Origin of the sequence: Agathobaculum ammoniilyticum (assembly GCF_025567315.1) — a bacterium.
GTDB classification, from domain to species: domain Bacteria; phylum Bacillota; class Clostridia; order Oscillospirales; family Butyricicoccaceae; genus Agathobaculum; species Agathobaculum ammoniilyticum.
This window is the reverse complement of sequence record NZ_JAOQJE010000002.1, coordinates 169142-184778: the sequence shown is the minus strand read 5'-3', so window position 1 is coordinate 184778 and position 15637 is coordinate 169142. Positions and strand designations below refer to the sequence as shown.

Here is a 15637-nt window from a genome sequence, read left to right as displayed (position 1 = left end):
AAAATACGCACGGCTTTTTTCAAGGGCATTATAACCGTACCTCTGTCCGACAGGGGGCCACTGCACTCAAAAAAATCAATAGGAGGACACACCAAAGCAATGAACGACATCATCATACCGCTCGTGACCGGTATCGTGTGTCTCGTTGTGGGCGTTGTCATTGGCTTTTTGTACCGCAAGCGTGTTGCGGAAAAAGAGATCGGCTCCGCCGAGACCGAAGCGACGCGCATCATCAACGAGGCCATCAAGGCCGGCGAAACCAAAAAGCGGGAAGCGATTCTCGAAGCCAAGGACGAGATCCACAAGCAGCGCACCGAAGCCGACCGCGAGCTCAAGGAGCGCCGCAACGAGACCCAGCAGCTCGAGCGCCGCCTGATCCAGCGCGAGGAGGCGCTGGACAAGAAAAGCGATACGCTCGAGCGCAAAAACGAAGACCTTTCCCGCCAGCTGGAGGCAGCCCAGAAGGAAAAGGACGACCTGGCCCGTGTCAAGGCCGAGCAGCTCGAAAAGCTGGAGCAGATCGCCAGCATGACCCGCGACGAGGCGCGCGAGATGCTGGTCCAGTCGATCGAGGCTGAGGCCACGCACGACGCGGCGGTTAAGCTGCGCGAGATCAACCAGCGCGTCAGGGACGAAAGCGAACAGACCGCGCGCGAGATCATTTCCACCGCCATCCAGCGCTGCGCGGCCGATCATGTTTCCGAAGCGACCGTATCGGTCGTCCCGCTGCCCAACGACGAGATGAAGGGCCGCATCATCGGCCGCGAGGGCCGTAATATCCGCACGCTCGAAACACTGACCGGCGTGGACCTGATCATCGACGACACGCCGGAGGCCATTACGCTTTCCTCGTTCGACCCTGTGCGCCGCGAGATCGCGCGCCTGAGCTTGGAAAAGCTGATCGTGGATGGACGCATCCATCCGGCACGCATCGAGGAAATGGTGGAAAAATCCCGCCGTGAGGTGGAGCAGATCATCAAATCCGAGGGCGAACGCGCCACCTTTGAAACCGGTATCCACGGCATCCATCCCGAGTTGGTCAAAACGCTCGGCCGCCTGCGCTACCGCACCAGCTACGGCCAGAACGTGCTGCAGCATTCGATTGAGGTCGCGCACATCGCCGGCATGATGGCCAGCGAACTGGGCATCGACCCCGTACCCGCGCGCCGCGCCGGCCTGCTGCATGACATCGGCAAAGCGATCGACCATGAGGTCGAGGGCAGCCATGTGCAGATCGGCGTCGACCTGGCCCGTAAATACAAGGAGGCGCCCGGCATCGTCCACGCGATCGAGGCGCACCACGGCGACGTGGAGGCCAAGACCACCATCGCCTGCCTGGTGCAGGCGGCGGACGCGATCTCCGCAGCGCGCCCGGGCGCGCGCCGCGAGAACCTGGAAAACTATATCAAGCGCCTGGAAAAGCTGGAGGGCATCGCCAACGAAACGCCCGGCGTTTCCAGCTCGTACGCCATCCAGGCGGGCCGTGAGATCCGCATTATCGTCAATCCGGATAAGATTTCGGACGACGCGATGGTGCTGCTCGCCCGCGACGTGGCCAAAAAGATCGAGGATGAGCTGGATTATCCCGGCCAGATCAAGGTCAATATGGTGCGTGAGACCCGCGCGGTCGATTACGCCAAGTAACCTCTGCAAGCAGGAAACAAGGGACAGACGCCCGTCTGTCCCTTGTTTTTTACCCTTTTATGGCTTCGGCTCGTCCGGTGGGGCGCCTTTTTTCCTGCGTCGGCGGAACCGGAGCGCCGCACCGCCGCCCACGCCGGCCACGAGCAACAGCGGCCAGGCCGCGACCGCCCACAGCACCGCGCCGCGCACAAAGCCGGCCAGCCCGCGCCAGCCGCTCTGCGCCGCCTGCATGAGCTGCGCGCCAAAGCCCGTGCCGCCGGAAACCGCGGTCAGCGCCTGCACCTCGCGCAGCGATACCGTGATGGTTGCGAAATCGACCAGGTTATCGTAACGGCGTTTTTCGCCGGTCAGGCTGTCGATCTCATATTCGCAATCCGCCAGGGCGTTTTCCAGCGAGATGATGTCTTCCATCTGGGCGGCCTGGCCAAGCAACTCCACCAGCCGCTCATGCTTGGTCTGCAGCGTGGCCAGGCGCGTTTCGATATCGGTGTACTGCTCGGTCACATCCTCGCTCCAGCGGCTCGACGACACCACATGGCAGGTCTCGCCGAGTTGGGCGAAGCACGTCTCGAATTTCCCCTGCGGCACGCGCAGCGTATAGCTGGCGTACCGGCTGCCCAACTCGCCCGACACGCTGCTCGCCTCGATATAGCCGCCCGCGCCGGCTGCCAGCGCTTCGATATCCGCGCCGGCCTGGTCGAACGACTGCGTCTCCAGCGTCAGATCCGCGGACAGGATGAGCTTTGCGTTTTGCCGCACCGCGGCAAAATCAACCGTCCCGCCGCCCTCCGACGGCGCGGCCGCGCTCTCCGTCCAGCCGGCGTTGTTGTCCTCCGCCGCCGACGTGCTGCCGGAAGCGTCCGCGCCACCCGACGCGCCGCAGGCCGTCAGCGCCAGCAGCAGGACCAGCGCAGACAGCAGAGAAAACCCTCGTCTTTTCATATCAGGACACCCCTTTCCCTTTGTTGGTTATCCTGTTAGACGGGGATTATTTTCCCTCTGTTCCCGATTGTTTCCGCTTTGTAAACAGCTCTTTCGCGCCGATATACAGCAGGAACACGCCGAACGCCCGGCGCAGCCAGCCGGTATCCATGCGCGCGGCCGCAAGCGCCGCCGCGATCGAGGTCAGCACGCCCGCGGCCACGCACCACTTGACCGCGTCCTTCTGCACCAGCCCGTTTTTGATATGCGAATACAGCGCGGCGGGGGCGCAGGCGATAAAGTACAGCAGGTTGATCCCACCCGCCTGGTATTGGTCGACGCCTGCAAACAGCGTCAGATACAGCAGCAGGAGCGAGCCGCCGCCAATGCCGAAGCCGGACAGGATGCCGGTCAGCAGGCCGGCCGCCACCGCAATCACCGTCATCACAGCAGCAGCACCGCCCTTACGCCGCCATACAGAATCAGCAGCCCGAACACCCGCCTCAGCCAGACCATGCTCATTTTCTGGAAAATACGGCCTGCAATCACGCCGCCAACCGCGCCGCCCAGCAGATAGGGCCACGCCGCCGCCACATCCAGCCCGCCCTTCATCCAGTAGATCGCTGCCGATACCGCGCTGAGCGGCAGGATGACCGCGACCGAGGTCGCGAACGCGCGGCGCTGCTCCATGCCGCACCAGCTTACCAGCAGCGGCACCAGAAACAGCCCGCCGCCCGCACCGAAAAAGCCATTGGCCGCGCCCGCCAGCGCGCCCGTTACGGCATACCTGGTATTGTTTTTCATAAAAAAGCCCTCCGGCGACAGTTTGCGCCGGAGGGTCCTTTTTTATGTGCGTTTTCCGCCGTTACCAGATACCCAGCACGCGCTGCATCGCCAGGCTGACGCACGCGATGCCGACCCAGCAGCACAGCCCCATCAGGATCGGCTTGCCGCCCGTCCGGACCAGCTTGACGATATTGGTATTCAGGCCGATCGCGGCCATCGCCATGACGATAAAAAATTTGGACAGCGCCTTGAACGGTGAAAAAGCTGCCGCGGGTATGCCCGCCGCCGTGCAGACCGTCGTCACGACCGACGCCAGCACAAAGAACAGGATGAAAAACGGAAAAACCTTTTTGAGCGAAAACGTGCCACTCGTGACGCCGCGCGACTGTCTGGCCTTTGCCGCGCGCCAGACGGCAAGCGCCAGCGTGATCGGGATGATGGCGAGCGTGCGCGTCAGCTTGACGATGGTTGCGGTGTCCAGCGTATTGCTGCCATGGGCCCCGTCCCATGCCGCCGCGGCCGCCGTGACGGACGAGGTATCGTTGACCGCCGTACCCGCGAACAGCCCGAATCCATCGTTCGACAGGCCAAGCGCGCCGCCCAGCGTCGGGAAGGTCAGCGCGGCGATCACATTGAACAAAAAGATAACCGATATCGCCTGTGCAATCTCCTCATCGTCCGCGCCGATGACGGGCGCGGACGCCGCGATGGCCGAGCCGCCACAGATCGAGGAGCCGACGCCGACCAGGGTTGAAATATTGGCCTTCATCTTCAGCAGCCTGCACAGCAGGACCGACATGGCCAGCGAGGTCGTGATCGTGGACACGATGATCGGCAGCGACTGCGCGCCCACCTTGGCGATTTCGGACAGGTTCAGCCCGAACCCCAGCAGGATGACCGCGTATTGCAGGATTTTTTTGGAGGTGAAGGCGATCCCCGCCTGCATCCTGCCCTTATCGTTCCAGAAAAGTGTGAGTGTCATACCGATTAAAATAGCGAACACCGGCCCACCCACAACCGGCACCGCCTGTCCCAGCAGCCATGCCGGCACCGCGATGGCCAGACACAGCAGCAGTCCCAGACCGTTCTTTTTGAAAAATTCCATCTTTGCGTTACCTCTCTCCACATTGTTTCCCATTTTTGTCTGGAAATAGTATACGCCGCCGCTCTTATTATGTAAAATTATCATTCTTTATTTTATCATAATTTTATGTTATGATAAAGGCAGGAGCTGATCTCTATGTTGGATTTCCGTGTGGATACCTTTCTGGCGGTCTGCCGCTGCATGAGCTTTACGCGCGCCGCAGCCGCGCTGCATATTACGCAGCCCGCGGTCTCGCAGCACATTCGGGCGCTGGAGGCGCAGTACGGCGTCCGCTTTTTTTCCTTTGAGGGGAAAAAGCTGACCCTCACCGACGCGGGGCGGCTATTCCTGCGCACCGCGACCACCATGCGCCACGACGCGCAGCACCTGCGCGACGCGCTGGGCAGCCTGTCCGGCGGCGGGCGGCGGCTGGTGTTCGGCGCGACGCTCACCATCGGGGAATACGTCATGCCCGCCCCGCTCGCGCGCCTGCTGGCCGCGGAGCCGAACGTCAGTCTCCGCATGATCGTCGCCAACACCGCCGAGCTGCTGCGCGGACTTGATCGGGGCGACATTGATTTTGCGATTGTGGAGGGCTTTTTTGAAAAAAGCGAATACGACAGCCTGCCCTATCTGACCGAACGATATGTAGCGGTCTGCGCGCCCGGCTACCGTTTCCGGCAGCCAGTGCATACCCTGGAGGACCTGCTCGGCGAGCGCCTGCTCACCCGTGAGCCCGGCTCCGGCACGCGGGAGATCCTGGAGCGCCGCCTGCGGGAGCATAACCTGACCGTGCGGGACTTCCGCGCGGTCACCGAGATCGGCAGTCTGAACGCCATCAAAGCGCTCGTCCGCATGGGGCAGGGCGTCGCGTTCCTGTATGAGCCGACCGTCCGCGCCGAGCTGGAAAGCGGCGCGCTGCGTGAGATCGCGCTGTCCGGTTTTCCGGTCCTGCACGATTTCACCTTCCTCTGGCGGAAAAGCAGCGTGTTCGCGCAAACGTACCGCGAGATCTTCGACCTGCTGCGCACCGCGTCCGACAGCAAAAGGGAGGAAGCCTGAGGCTTCCTCCCTTTGATTTGTTTCTGCGGTTATTTGCCGGCCCAGTTTCCGGTCGCCAGCGCGGACAGATACGCGTTGATGAACCCGTCGATCTCGCCGTCCATCACGGCGCCAATGTTGGCGTTTTCAAAGCCCGTGCGCGTATCCTTGGCGAGCGTGTATGGCATAAAGACATAGGAGCGGATCTGGCTGCCCCATTCGATCTTCTTCTGGTCTCCCTTGATGTCCGAAATCTTTTCCAGATGCTCGCGTTCCTTGATCTCGACCAGCTTGGAACGCAGCATGCGCAGGCAGTTGTCCTTGTTCTGGAACTGGCTGCGTTCGGTTTGGCAGGAAACCACGATGCCGGTCGCCTTATGGATCAGGCGCACGGCGGAGGAGGTCTTGTTGATGTGCTGGCCGCCCGCGCCGCTCGACCGGAACACCTGCATCTCGTAGTCCTCGGGCTTGATCTCGAAGTCCGCCGAATCATCCGGAATATCCGGTATGACCTCGACCGCGGAGAACGAGGTATGGCGGCGGCCGGAGGCGTCGAACGGCGAAATGCGCACCAGGCGGTGTACGCCGGATTCACCCTTGAGAAAGCCGTAGGCGTTTTCACCCTCGATCAGGATGTCCGCGCTTTTCAGACCGGCCTCGTCCCCATCCTGATAGTCCATGATCTTATAGGTATAGCCGTGGCGCTCGGCCCAGCGGGTATACATGCGGTACAGCATCTCGCACCAGTCCTGGGCCTCGGTGCCGCCCGCGCCCGCGTGGAAGGACACCAGCGCGTTGTTTTTATCGTATTCGCCGGTAAGCAGGGTGGACAGCTTCTGCTCGGCCACGCCCTCCTCCAACTCCTGATAGCCGCTTTCCAGCTCTTCGAGCATGGACTCGTCGTTTTCCTCAATGGCCATTTCGCAGATGGTCAGCAGGTCCTCGCACAGGCTGCTCATACGCTCATAGGCTTCAATCTTGCCCTTGAGCGCGCCCATGCGGGAGACAATCTTCTGGCTCTCCTCCGGATTGTCCCAAAAGCCGGGCTGGGCGGACTTGATTTCCAGCTCCTCCACCTCGCGCTTTGCCTGCTCCATGCCCAGCGAGCGGTACAGTTCCTCCAGCTCGGGCTTCAGATTGTTCAGCTTGACCTTGTATTCCTCGAATTGCAGCATGCAAAATGCTCCTTCATGAATTTTTCAGTACCTTATAGTATAACGGCCCATCCCGCAAATGTAAAGATTTTTTCCAGTTTTGCTTGACAAATGCGGCGCCAGTCTCTATATTTAGGTCTGTATAAGTAAAAGGGAGTAGCTCACGCGCCTGTCCGGTGCGTGGTCGGCATCGCCATACCCGGCTGTTTTGGCAGCCCGTGTCGTTCCGGAAGCAGCGAGACTTTTATTGCTCAAGGCGCAATAAAAGTCTCTTTTTTTGCGTACAAATATGTTATTTTTTCTTAGGGGTGTTTTTTATGCAGTCATTCATCATGCTTGTTCTTGGCTTCGCGCTGCTCGTATGGGGCGCGGACAAATTTGTCGCGGGCGCGTCCGCGCTGGCGCGGCGGCTGGGGGTGTCGCCGCTGCTCGTCGGTCTGACCATTGTGGCGTTCGGCACCTCCGCGCCTGAGCTGGCGGTCAGCGTGACCGCCGCGCTCCAGGGCGCCAATGAGATCGCGGTCGGCAACGTCCTGGGCTCCAACCTGTTCAACCTGCTGGTCGTGGCCGGCCTTTCCGCGCTGATCTGCCCGCTGGTGATGGACCGCACGCTACTGCGGCGCGACTGGCCGCTGTCCCTGCTGGCGGCGGTCATGCTCTGCGCGATGATCGCGCCCGACCTGACCCTCTCGCGGCTCGAGGGCGCGGTGCTGCTCGCTGTGTTCGCACTGACGCTGTTCCTACAGATCCACGCCGCGCTGACGGGCCGCAGCCCGCTCGACGACGCGGCCGAGGATATCGTCATGCCGCCGCTGATGATCGGCGTGAATATCCTGCTCGGCCTTGCATGCATCATCCTGGGTGGGCAGCTCGCGGTAAGCGGCGCGACCGGCGTCGCGCGCATGTTCGGTCTGTCGGAAACGCTGATCGGCCTGACCATCGTGGCCATCGGTACGTCGCTGCCCGAGCTGGTAACCTCGCTGGTCGCCGCGCACAAGGGACAGAATGAAATCGCCATGGGCAACGTGATCGGCTCCAACATTTTCAACATCCTGCTGATCCTCGGCGTTTCGTCCGTGATTACGCCGATTCCGGTGCTGTCCACCTCGATCGTGGACTGCCTTGTCCTGATCGGCATCACCATCGTTTTTTACCTGCCCGCGCGCAGGGGCCGGCTCGGCCGCTTCCCCGGCGCATTGATGGCGCTGTGCTACATTGCATATACCGTGTATCTGATCGCGCGGTAGGCCACGCCCCCTGTTCACAAAAAATTTGTTTGTATCCGCGTATATATGTGGTATAATAGGTCTGATATGATGAAAAAGGGACGCGTATTCCCTCCTGAAAGGCTGAATCAAACAGATGGCAAATTTTTTGACCAAACTCTTCGGCTCCCATTCGAGTCATGAGCTGAAAAAGATCAATCCCATCGCGGACAGGGTCGACGCGCTGGAGGAGCAGTATAAAAAGCTGTCCGACGCCGAGCTGCGCGCCAAGACCGACGAGTTCAGAACCCGCTACCAGAACGGCGAAACGCTCGACCAGCTCCTGCCCGAGGCGTTCGCCACCTGCCGCGAGGCGGCGTGGCGCGTGCTGGGCATGCGGCACTACCGCGTGCAGGTTATCGGCGGCATCGTGCTGCACCAGGGCCGCATCGCGGAGATGAAAACCGGCGAAGGCAAGACGCTGGTCGCCACCCTGCCCGCATACCTCAACGCGATTGCCGGCAAAGGCGTGCATATCGTCACGGTCAACGACTACCTCGCCAAGCGCGACAGCGAGTGGATGGGCAAGGTCTACCGCTTCCTCGGCCTGACCGTGGGTCTGGTGATCCATGAGGTCGAGCCGGCCCGACGCAAAGCCATGTACGAGGCGGATATCACCTACGGTACGAACAACGAGTTCGGCTTCGACTACCTGCGCGACAATATGGCGATCTACAAGCAGTCCATGGTGCAGCGCGGCCATGCGTTCGCCATCGTGGACGAGGTGGACTCCATCCTGATCGACGAGGCGCGTACCCCGCTGATTATTTCCGGCCAGGGCGAGCAGTCCTCCGCGCTGTACCAGCTCGCGGACCGCTTCGCGGCCGGCCTCAAGCAGCTTCGCGTCAAGGAGGTTGACGCCAAGGAGGAGCAGGACGATATCGACGCGGACTATATCGTGGACGAAAAGGCCCGCACCGCAACCCTGACCCCGCACGGCCAGGCCAAGGCGGAGGCGTATTTCCAGGTGGCCAATCTGTCCGATCCGGAGAACACCACGCTGCAGCACCACATCAACCAAGCCATCAAGGCGCGCGGCGTCATGCAGCGCGATGTGGACTATGTCGTGCGCGACGGGCAGATCATCATTGTCGACGAGTTCACCGGCCGCCTGATGTTCGGCCGCCGCTATAACGAGGGCCTGCACCAGGCGATCGAGGCCAAAGAGGGCGTCAAGGTCCAGCACGAGAGCAAGACGCTCGCCACCATCACCTTCCAGAACTATTTCCGCCTGTACGGCAAGCTGTCCGGCATGACCGGCACCGCGCTGACCGAGGAGGAGGAGTTCCGCCACATCTACAAGCTGGACGTAATCGAGATCCCCACCAACAAGCCGGTCGCCCGCAAGGACAATCCGGACGCGGTGTACAAGAACGAGCGCGGCAAGATCAAAGCCACCATCGCGCGCATCGAGGAATGCCATGCCAAGGGTCAGCCCATCCTGGTCGGCACGGTGTCCATCGAGAAATCCGAGGAGCTATCCAAGATCCTCAAGGCCAAGGGCATCAGGCACACCGTCCTGAACGCCAAGTATCACGAGCGCGAGGCGGATATCGTCGCGCAGGCGGGCAAGCCGGGCGCGGTCACGATCGCGACCAACATGGCCGGCCGCGGCACGGACATCATGCTCGGCGGCAACGCCGAAACCATGGCGCTCGACGAACTGAAGAAGGGCGATTACACCCCCGAGCTGCTCTACGAGGCCAACGGCCACGCGGAAACCGACGACCCCGAGGTACTCGCCATCCGCGCGAAGTTTGAAGAGCTGTACCGGAAATACAAGCAGGAAACCGACGCGGACGCGGAAAAGGTGCGCGCGGCGGGCGGCCTGTATATCCTGGGTACCGAGCGGCACGAATCCCGCCGCATCGACAACCAGCTCCGCGGCCGTGCCGGCCGTCAGGGCGACCCGGGCGAATCCTCGTTCTATATCTCGCTTGAAGACGACCTGATGCGCCTGTTCGGTTCGGAAAAGATCCAGAATATGATGGATTCCCTCGGCATCGAGGAGGACGAGCCGATCGACCAGAAAATCCTGTCCGGCGCGATCGAAAACGCGCAGAAAAAGATCGAATCCCGCAACTTTGCCACCCGTAAGCATGTGCTTGAGTACGACGACGTGCTCAACACCCAGCGCCAGACCATCTACAGCCAGCGCCTGCAGGTGCTTGAGGGCAAGGATGTCAAAGACAGCATTGTCAAAATGATCGACGACACCATCGCCCGCGCGGTACACGCGGCGGTCGGTGAGCATACCGTCATCGAGCCTGCGATGGTCGAGCAGGCACGGCGACCGTTCCTCGGCGTATTCCTGCGGCCGGAGGACTGCACGTTCACGCCCGAGGAGTGCGACGACCTGACCGCGGACCAGCTCACCAACGTGCTGGCGGACCAGGCGCACCGCGTCTACGAGGCAAAGGAGCAGGCGCTCACACCGCCGATCATGCGCGAGCTGGAGCGCGTGGTGCTGCTGAAAAATGTGGATACCAAGTGGATGGACCATATCGATGCGATGACCGAGCTGCGCAACGGCATCGGCCTGCGCGCATACGGCCAGCACGATCCGGTGGTCGAGTACAAGCGCGAGGGCTTCGACATGTTCGACGCGATGATCGACGCCATCCGCGAGGACACCGTGCGCATGATCTTCCTGGCGCAGGTGCGCACCCGCGAGGAGCCCAAGCGCGAGCAGGTCGCCAAGGAGACGAGCGCCGCCGGCGCGTCCGACGGCACGGCCAAGCCCGAGCCCAAGCGCGTGGGCAAAAAGATCGGCCCGAACGATCCGTGTCCGTGCGGCAGCGGCAAAAAGTACAAAAAGTGCTGCTACCTCAAGGCGGATAACCCATATAAATAAAAGCGCCCCGCGGCCTGCCGCGGGAAAAAGGAGGGCGGCCCGCCGGGCTGCCCTCCCCTTTTTATTCCTCCCGCCTGCCGCCGGCCTGTTGCTGCCGGCGTCTGAAATCCAGATAGCCCTGCAGGATCAGCGACGCGGCGACCGCGTCCACACTCTCGCGGTGCTTTTTGCTCTTTTTGCCGCTCTGGTGCAGGATATCGTGCGCGGCGACCGTGGTGCGCCGCTCGTCCCAGAGCGTCACCGGCCGGCCGGTGCGCTCCTCCAGCGTGCGCGCCAGCGCCTCGCACTTTTCCGCGCGCGGCCCCGCCGTGCCGTCCATGTTTTTCGGCCAGCCCAGCACGATCTCCTCGATCCTGTTTTCCGCGACAAATGCCACCAGCCGGTCCACCAGCCTTTCATAATTCCATTCGTGGATGACGCTCGGCGAGCCGGCCAGAAAGCCCGATGGGTCGGAAACCGAAAGGCCGGTACGCGCGTCGCCGTAATCGACGCCCAAAATACGCATATGTATACTCCTATATCTTGTGGTTAAACTCAGTATATCATAAAAACATAAAAATTTCAGCACTTTTTCGCAAAAAAACCTTGACCGCCCACCACCCCCATGCTATACTGAAAGAACCTATGCAGGTTCTTTTTTTGCGCCCATTTTTCGCGTGTCTCGGAAAATGGCGCCGGAACACTGGCAAAGGGAGGCAAACAGTCCCGCGCCCATGCCGCAGGGGTATGGGATGGGGCGAAATATTAAAAGGAGGTGCCGTTATTTATGCGCGTTAAGATTACGCTCGCCTGCACGGAGTGCAAGCAAAGGAACTATGACACGAACAAGAACAAGAAGAACGATCCGGACCGTCTGGAAATGAACAAGTACTGCCGTTTCTGCCGGAAGCACACGCTGCACCGCGAGACGAAGTAAGAGAAAGGAAGTAGCTTCATGGCTGAAGAAACCAAGGTTAAGAAGCCCGGTCTCTTTGCACGGATTGGCAAGTGGTTCCGCGAACTGAAAAGCGAGTGCCGCAAGATCGTCTGGCCCACCCGCCAGCAGACAGTGAACAATACGCTTGTCGTTATCGCCTGCGTTATCGTCATCGGTATCTTTATCTGGATCCTTGACCTCGTATTCAATCTCGGCATCCAGACGCTGCTTACGCATTTCGCCGCCTAAAAGGAGGCATTTATGTCAGACGCTGCAAAATGGTATGTGGTCCACACATACTCCGGCTACGAAAACAAGGTAGCCTCTTCGATCGAAAAAGCGGTCGAAAACCGCAAGCTGCACGACCTGATCCCCGCGGTCAACATCCCGACCGAGACCGTCACTGAGGTCAAGGACGGGAAAAGCCGCGAGGTCGAGCGCAAGCTCTTCCCGGGCTATGTGCTCGTCAAGATGGTCATGACCGACGAAACCTGGTACCTGGTCCGCAACACGCGCGGCTGTACCGGCTTTGTCGGGCAGGACAAGTCCGGCGGCTCCAAGCCGATCCCGCTGACCGAGGACGAGATCGCCGCGATGGGCGTGGAGAAGCGCGAGATCGAGGTCAACTACGCAGTGGGCGACAGTGTGCGCGTCATCGACGGGCCGCTGGCCGGCTTTATCGGCGTCGTTTCGGCCCTTGAGCCGGACAAGAACAGGGTAAACGTCACGGTTTCCATGTTCGGGCGCGAAACCCCTGTCGAGCTTGAGCTCGACCAGGTGGAAACACTCGAGGAGTGATCCACCGGAACGCACGTTCCGTTTTCACGGCAAGTGGGAGAGTATGAACGCATACTCGCCAGCCACCACATTTTTTGAAGGAGGAACCTTTCGACATGGCACAGAAAGTAGTAGGTTATATCAAGCTCCAGATTCCCGCGGGCAAGGCGACCCCGGCTCCCCCGGTCGGTCCGGCCCTCGGCCAGCATGGCGTTAACATCATGGCCTTTACCAAGGAATTCAACGAGCGCACCAAGAACGATGCCGGCATGATTATTCCGGTTATCATCACGGTCTACGCGGACCGTTCGTTCAGCTTCATCACCAAGACCCCGCCGGCGCCGGTCCTCATCAAGAAGGCCTGCGGCATCGAATCCGGTTCGGCTGTACCGAACAAGACCAAGGTCGCCAAGCTTTCCAAGGCGGACTGCCAGAAGATCGCGGAGACCAAGATGCCCGACCTGAACGCCGCTTCCCTGGAAGCCGCGATGAGCATGATCGCGGGTACCGCGCGCTCGATGGGCATTACCGTCGAGGAATAATTTAAGAATAAGCTGAATGGATTTTGACCGCGCTTTTTGCAGGCGCCGGTCAAAGTGGGAGGGTTAGGTTTAGCCTATTCCCGCATTACCACTTAAGGAGGATTTATTGTGCATAAAGGTAAAAAGTATGTAGACAGCGCAAAGACGATCGACCGCACCCGTCTGTACGATCCGTCCGAGGCGCTCTCCACCGTTATTTCGACCGCAAAGGCCAAGTTCGACGAAACCATCGAGCTGCACGTCAAGCTGGGCGTTGACTCCCGCCACGCGGACCAGCAGGTGCGCGGCGCGATTGTGCTGCCGCACGGCACCGGCAAGAACGTGCGCGTCGCTGTTTTCGCCAAGGGCCCCAAGGCGGACGAGGCGCTGGCCGCCGGCGCCGATATCGTAGGCGCGGAGGACCTGATGGAGCGCATCCAGAAGGAGAACTTCTTTGAGTTTGACGTGGTTATCGCCACGCCGGACATGATGGGCGTTGTCGGCCGCCTGGGCCGCGTGCTCGGCCCCAAGGGCCTGATGCCGAACCCGAAGGCGGGTACGGTTTCCATGGACGTTGCCAAGGCCGTTCAGGAGTCCAAGGCCGGTAAGATCGAGTACCGTCTGGACAAGACCAACATCATCCACTGCCCGATCGGCAAGGCGTCCTTCGGCACGGAAAAGCTGCAGGATAACTTTGACGCGCTCATGGGCGCGATCATCAAGGCCAAGCCGGCCGCGGCCAAGGGCCAGTATATCCGCTCCTGCGTCGTGGCCTCCACCATGGGGCCGGGCGTCAAGGTGAACGCGGCGAAGATGATGGGCTAAGCCCCATTGCGGCATAACCGACCCACAGGGATGCAAAAAGCGCGCCATACGGCGCGCTTTTTATTTTTCGGGGATTTCATAATGGTATTTCTTGAGCAGGTCCTCGATGGCTTCGTCATGAAGTTTCGATTTAGGGATGCGGGTTTCTTCATGAAGCCGGTTAAACGCTTCCATCAAGTCATTCCGCATGGTGGATGTAAATTGCTTGCGGTTCACCAATGGATATTCTGACATATGCCCGCCTCCTTTCCTTACTTATTCTAAGAATGCAATAAAGATAATACAAGGGCATTATATTTACTTGACCTTAATTAAGTTTATGTGTATATTATAAGTAAGGAGGGGATATTCTATGCGCAACCGAAACGACTTCCGCTGCAAGGACTGCAGGTATTATCAGACGCTGTTCCTCTATCACGAAAATATGGAAGACTATTACGAAACTGATTACGGCTTGTGCGTTGACTTCGATGTTTCCCGCCCCGTGCGCTTTGACGAGGACGCCTGCGGCTATTTCCGGCGCAGGGACCTCACCCCCCGCGAGGAGTACGAGGAATATCTGGACGAGCTGCGCAGGCCCGAACTTTCGGATGATTTTTATTTTAAATCCCCTTGACAGCACCGCGCTTTTCGGATATAATATATGAGCTTGGTCAAAGACAGCTGGCAGCCGCATGGCTTTAATGGCGTTCCCCGCCGCCCGCCGAGGTCAACACGGAACGGATTTTTTAGGATCCTTTATGAGGTTTTCTGTGTACCCTCCCTGTGTCTTTGCACCGGGAGGGTACTTTTATTTTTTAGGAGGTGAATTAAGATGCCGAATGCAAAGGTTCTGGAGGAAAAGAAAGCTCTGGTCGCTTCCTTGGTGGAGAAGATCAAGAATTCTCCCGCCGGCGTCCTGGTGGATTACAAGGGCATCAACGTTGAGGATGACACCAAGCTCCGCCGCCAGCTCCGCGAAGCGGGCGTTGAGTATATGGTCATCAAGAACACCCTGATCCGCTTTGCCGCCAAGGAGCTGGGCTTCGACGCGCTGGACGAACACCTGAACGGTACTTCCGCGCTGGCGATCTCCACGTCCGAGGACGTGATCGCGCCCGCGAAGATCCTGGGCGACTTCGCCAAGACCCACGAGAACTTCACCATCAAGGCCGGTTACCTGGAAGGAAAGGTAATCGACACGGACGAGGTGAAGAAGCTGGCCAACATGCCGAGCAAGGAAGTCCTTGTCGCGCAGGTTCTGTACAGCTTCAATTTCCCCATTATGCAGCTTGCTATTGCCTGCGACGCTATTGTTAAAAAGGCGGAGGGCAACGAGGAGATGAAGGTGGCCGAGCTGGTCGCCGCGAAGGCTCCGGCTGCGGAGGAAGCTGCAGCAGAGGAAGCTCCCGCTGCGGAATAATTAAAAAATCATTGACAAATCACTTATAATGGAGGTTTATCCCATGACTGTTCAGGAGATTATGGATGCTGTAAAAGAGCTCAAGGTTATGGAGCTCTCTGAGCTGGTAAAGGCTCTGGAAGAAGAATTTGGCGTTTCCGCTACGCCTGTTGCTGTTGCCGGCGTTGGCGGCGGCGCGGCTGACGGCGCTGCGGCTGCCGAGGCCAAGACCGATTTCGACGTTGTTCTGGTTGAGGCTGGCTCCTCCAAGATCAACGTAATCAAGGTTGTCCGCGAGATCACCGGCCTGGGCCTGAAGGAAGCCAAGGAGAAGGTTGATTCCGCTCCGCAGACCATCAAGGAGGCCGCTCCGGAGGCTGAGGCGAACGAGATCAAGGAGAAGCTGGAGGCTGCCGGCGCCAAGGTCGAGCTCAAGTAAGCCGCTTTTCTGCTTGACGGAAACGGCAG

19 protein-coding genes and 1 other annotated feature are annotated in these 15637 nt (G+C 60.0%); of the genes, 12 read left to right on the top strand and 7 right to left on the bottom strand.

From position 1 onward, the window contains the following. Nucleotides 1-99: 99 nt before the first annotated feature. Nucleotides 100-1644, top strand: coding sequence for a ribonuclease Y (gene rny / locus OCV66_RS03405; RefSeq protein WP_107631422.1), 1545 nt, complete (start codon nt 100-102; stop codon nt 1642-1644). A 57-nt stretch (nt 1645-1701) separates the two neighbouring features. Here rny and OCV66_RS03400 read toward each other — a convergent pair whose 3' ends face one another. The 4 genes from OCV66_RS03400 to OCV66_RS03385 form a co-directional block, all read right to left on the bottom strand. Beyond that, nucleotides 1702-2586 (bottom strand): DUF4349 domain-containing protein, encoded by an 885-nt coding sequence (locus OCV66_RS03400; RefSeq protein ID WP_147573784.1) that lies wholly within the window; start codon nt 2584-2586, stop codon nt 1702-1704. A 46-nt stretch (nt 2587-2632) separates the two neighbouring features. Then, a complete protein-coding gene (locus OCV66_RS03395; RefSeq protein WP_054326508.1) occupies nt 2633-3010 on the bottom strand; it encodes a sulfite exporter TauE/SafE family protein in 378 nt (125 codons plus the stop codon). Beyond that, complete coding sequence (locus OCV66_RS03390; protein WP_054326509.1) at nt 3010-3369, bottom strand: sulfite exporter TauE/SafE family protein; 360 nt, start codon at nt 3367-3369, stop codon at nt 3010-3012. Before OCV66_RS03390 ends, OCV66_RS03395 begins: the two co-directional genes overlap by 1 nt. A gap of 61 nt (nt 3370-3430) precedes the next feature. Continuing rightward, nucleotides 3431-4456 carry a YeiH family protein gene (locus OCV66_RS03385; protein ID WP_147573783.1) on the bottom strand — a complete coding sequence of 342 codons (1026 nt, stop codon included), beginning with the start codon at nt 4454-4456 and terminating at the stop codon, nt 3431-3433. Nucleotides 4457-4591: 135 nt separating this feature from the next. Between OCV66_RS03385 and OCV66_RS03380 the strand changes: the two genes are divergently transcribed. Next, entirely contained in the window at nt 4592-5497 is a 906-nt protein-coding gene (locus OCV66_RS03380; protein WP_147573782.1) for a LysR family transcriptional regulator, read from the top strand. A gap of 29 nt (nt 5498-5526) precedes the next feature. On the opposite strand, the gene prfB is transcribed toward OCV66_RS03380, so the two are convergent. Then, on the bottom strand, nt 5527-6651 hold the full coding sequence (gene prfB / locus OCV66_RS03375) for a peptide chain release factor 2 (RefSeq protein WP_054326510.1): 1125 nt from the start codon (nt 6649-6651) through the stop codon (nt 5527-5529). 296 nt (nt 6652-6947) lie between these two features. On the opposite strand from prfB, the gene OCV66_RS03370 reads away from it, so the two are divergent. Both OCV66_RS03370 and secA read left to right on the top strand, forming a co-directional pair. Next, nucleotides 6948-7877 (top strand): calcium/sodium antiporter, encoded by a 930-nt coding sequence (locus OCV66_RS03370; protein ID WP_107631417.1) that lies wholly within the window; start codon nt 6948-6950, stop codon nt 7875-7877. 115 nt (nt 7878-7992) lie between these two features. Further along, complete coding sequence (gene secA / locus OCV66_RS03365) at nt 7993-10749, top strand: preprotein translocase subunit SecA (protein ID WP_107631416.1); 2757 nt, start codon at nt 7993-7995, stop codon at nt 10747-10749. A 61-nt stretch (nt 10750-10810) separates the two neighbouring features. On the opposite strand, the gene ruvX is transcribed toward secA, so the two are convergent. Then, entirely contained in the window at nt 10811-11254 is a 444-nt protein-coding gene (gene ruvX, locus OCV66_RS03360) for a Holliday junction resolvase RuvX (protein ID WP_054326511.1), read from the bottom strand. A 261-nt stretch (nt 11255-11515) separates the two neighbouring features. Here ruvX and rpmG point away from each other — a divergent pair, with 261 nt between their 5' ends. The 5 genes from rpmG to rplA all read left to right on the top strand — a co-directional run bounded on the left by rpmG (nt 11516) and on the right by rplA (nt 13788). Further along, nucleotides 11516-11665 carry a 50S ribosomal protein L33 gene (rpmG, locus tag OCV66_RS03355; protein WP_054326512.1) on the top strand — a complete coding sequence of 50 codons (150 nt, stop codon included), beginning with the start codon at nt 11516-11518 and terminating at the stop codon, nt 11663-11665. An 18-nt stretch (nt 11666-11683) separates the two neighbouring features. Further along, on the top strand, nt 11684-11914 hold the full coding sequence (secE, locus tag OCV66_RS03350) for a preprotein translocase subunit SecE (RefSeq protein WP_054326513.1): 231 nt from the start codon (nt 11684-11686) through the stop codon (nt 11912-11914). Nucleotides 11915-11926: 12 nt separating this feature from the next. Continuing rightward, a complete protein-coding gene (nusG, locus tag OCV66_RS03345; RefSeq protein ID WP_054326514.1) occupies nt 11927-12463 on the top strand; it encodes a transcription termination/antitermination protein NusG in 537 nt (178 codons plus the stop codon). A gap of 95 nt (nt 12464-12558) precedes the next feature. Then, nucleotides 12559-12984, top strand: coding sequence for a 50S ribosomal protein L11 (rplK, locus tag OCV66_RS03340; RefSeq protein WP_054326515.1), 426 nt, complete (start codon nt 12559-12561; stop codon nt 12982-12984). Nucleotides 12985-13092: 108 nt separating this feature from the next. After that, on the top strand, nt 13093-13788 hold the full coding sequence (gene rplA / locus OCV66_RS03335; RefSeq protein WP_147573781.1) for a 50S ribosomal protein L1: 696 nt from the start codon (nt 13093-13095) through the stop codon (nt 13786-13788). A 60-nt stretch (nt 13789-13848) separates the two neighbouring features. Here the strand turns inward: rplA and OCV66_RS03330 are convergent, their stop codons facing one another. Further along, complete coding sequence (locus OCV66_RS03330) at nt 13849-14022, bottom strand: ribbon-helix-helix domain-containing protein (protein WP_147573780.1); 174 nt, start codon at nt 14020-14022, stop codon at nt 13849-13851. Between the two features lie 118 nt (nt 14023-14140). Here OCV66_RS03330 and OCV66_RS03325 point away from each other — a divergent pair, with 118 nt between their 5' ends. The 3 genes from OCV66_RS03325 to rplL all read left to right on the top strand — a co-directional run bounded on the left by OCV66_RS03325 (nt 14141) and on the right by rplL (nt 15608). Further along, nucleotides 14141-14404, top strand: coding sequence for a hypothetical protein (locus OCV66_RS03325; RefSeq protein ID WP_054326517.1), 264 nt, complete (start codon nt 14141-14143; stop codon nt 14402-14404). Nucleotides 14405-14423: 19 nt separating this feature from the next. Then, nucleotides 14424-14591, top strand: a sequence feature (ribosomal protein L10 leader region). Nucleotides 14592-14602: 11 nt separating this feature from the next. Beyond that, nucleotides 14603-15190 (top strand): 50S ribosomal protein L10, encoded by a 588-nt coding sequence (gene rplJ / locus OCV66_RS03320; RefSeq protein WP_147573779.1) that lies wholly within the window; start codon nt 14603-14605, stop codon nt 15188-15190. Nucleotides 15191-15233: 43 nt separating this feature from the next. Beyond that, nucleotides 15234-15608 (top strand): 50S ribosomal protein L7/L12, encoded by a 375-nt coding sequence (gene rplL, locus OCV66_RS03315; protein WP_054326518.1) that lies wholly within the window; start codon nt 15234-15236, stop codon nt 15606-15608. Nucleotides 15609-15637: the final 29 nt, after the last annotated feature.